Genomic DNA, 899 nt, shown 5'->3' with positions numbered 1-899 from the left:
GTTAACGGTATCGCCAATTTCATCCCTGTCTTCTGTTGCTGTAACCACCATTTCCCGTCATGAATATCTTTCCACTGCATCTGCCGGATGTCTCCCATTCGCTGACCCGTCAGCAAGGCTAAATCCATACTCAGCGCTACCCACGGCTGCTGTTTGTTTGCCACCCCTCTAATCACCAGAAAATCTTCCAGTGATAAGCGTTCACGCTGTACCTGTACACGAGGGCTTTTTGTCGCTGTAGCCGGATTAGTTGCCAAATGCCCTTCTGCAATAGCCTCATTAAACATATCGATCAACAAACTGCAGATTAATTTAGCGGTGGTGGTTTTACCTTGATTGCTGTAACTGTTTATAAATTCAGCAATCTCTTTGGTAGTAAGGGTATTCAGCGTTTTATTAGCAAAAGCACGGGCGACGGGCTCTAATCTTTTCTGATATTCTTGAATCGTTTTGGACGAAGGCCACGTTGATGCAATTTTTCTTTAAATCTGGCTATCCATTCCGTCACTGACAGCGTGTTAACCTTGTTGATTCTGTCTACCAGGCTATGGCGTTGGTCAAAAATCTGCATATTCATCGCAACGGCTTCGTTGATCGCCATGCGTTTCACGCTACCTACGCCGTATTCTTTACCCGTCCGTGGGTCTCGGTAGCAATAATAGCCGTTATTGCGCACATACAGATTGGGCGGCAAATCTCGGTTATCCGGCTTTCTTTTACGTGCCATGATATAGTTTCTCCATTAAGCGCTTTCTGGCGTAACTTGCGGGGTTGTTAGGTCGATTTTCACGGCATCAGCCTTGACGAGGTATTCTCGGCCATCGAGCCGAGGGGGTGGTTGTATGACACCAGAGCGTACCCATCGGCGTACTTGTTCCATGCAACGCGGGCGGGGTTGG

The 899-nt window shown here is 47.7% G+C and carries 3 protein-coding genes and 1 pseudogene; all 4 read right to left on the bottom strand.

The annotated features are described in order from the left end of the window. Positions 1-287 (bottom strand): tyrosine-type recombinase/integrase (locus tag REG_RS14330; protein WP_339739408.1); only part of this gene is annotated, 287 nt, incomplete at its 3' end. Further along, positions 288-446, bottom strand: a pseudogene (locus REG_RS14675) (site-specific integrase); the annotation flags it as partial. Continuing rightward, the gene (locus REG_RS14325) at positions 422-727 is read right to left on the bottom strand and encodes a phage integrase Arm DNA-binding domain-containing protein (RefSeq protein WP_006705105.1); all 306 of its coding nucleotides are present in this window, start codon (positions 725-727) and stop codon (positions 422-424) included. The pseudogene REG_RS14675 and the gene REG_RS14325, both read right to left, overlap by 25 nt. Positions 728-742: 15 nt before the next feature. Further along, entirely contained in the window at positions 743-880 is a 138-nt protein-coding gene (locus REG_RS11365) for an excisionase (protein WP_087943415.1), read from the bottom strand. Positions 881-899: the final 19 nt, after the last annotated feature.

The organism is Candidatus Regiella insecticola LSR1 (genome assembly GCF_000143625.1).
In the GTDB taxonomy this organism is placed as follows: domain Bacteria; phylum Pseudomonadota; class Gammaproteobacteria; order Enterobacterales; family Enterobacteriaceae; genus Regiella; species Regiella insecticola.
The sequence above is the reverse complement of the archived record's forward strand: the minus strand, read 5'-3'. Positions and strand labels throughout refer to the sequence as shown.

Bases quoted from the DNA above. Each gene is read 5' to 3' on its own strand.
- REG_RS14325 (WP_006705105.1), bottom strand. From the start codon at position 727: ATGGCACGTAAAAGAAAGCCGGATAACCGAGATTTGCCGCCCAATCTG.
- REG_RS11365 (WP_087943415.1), bottom strand. From the start codon at position 880: ATGGAACAAGTACGCCGATGGGTACGCTCTGGTGTCATACAACCACCC.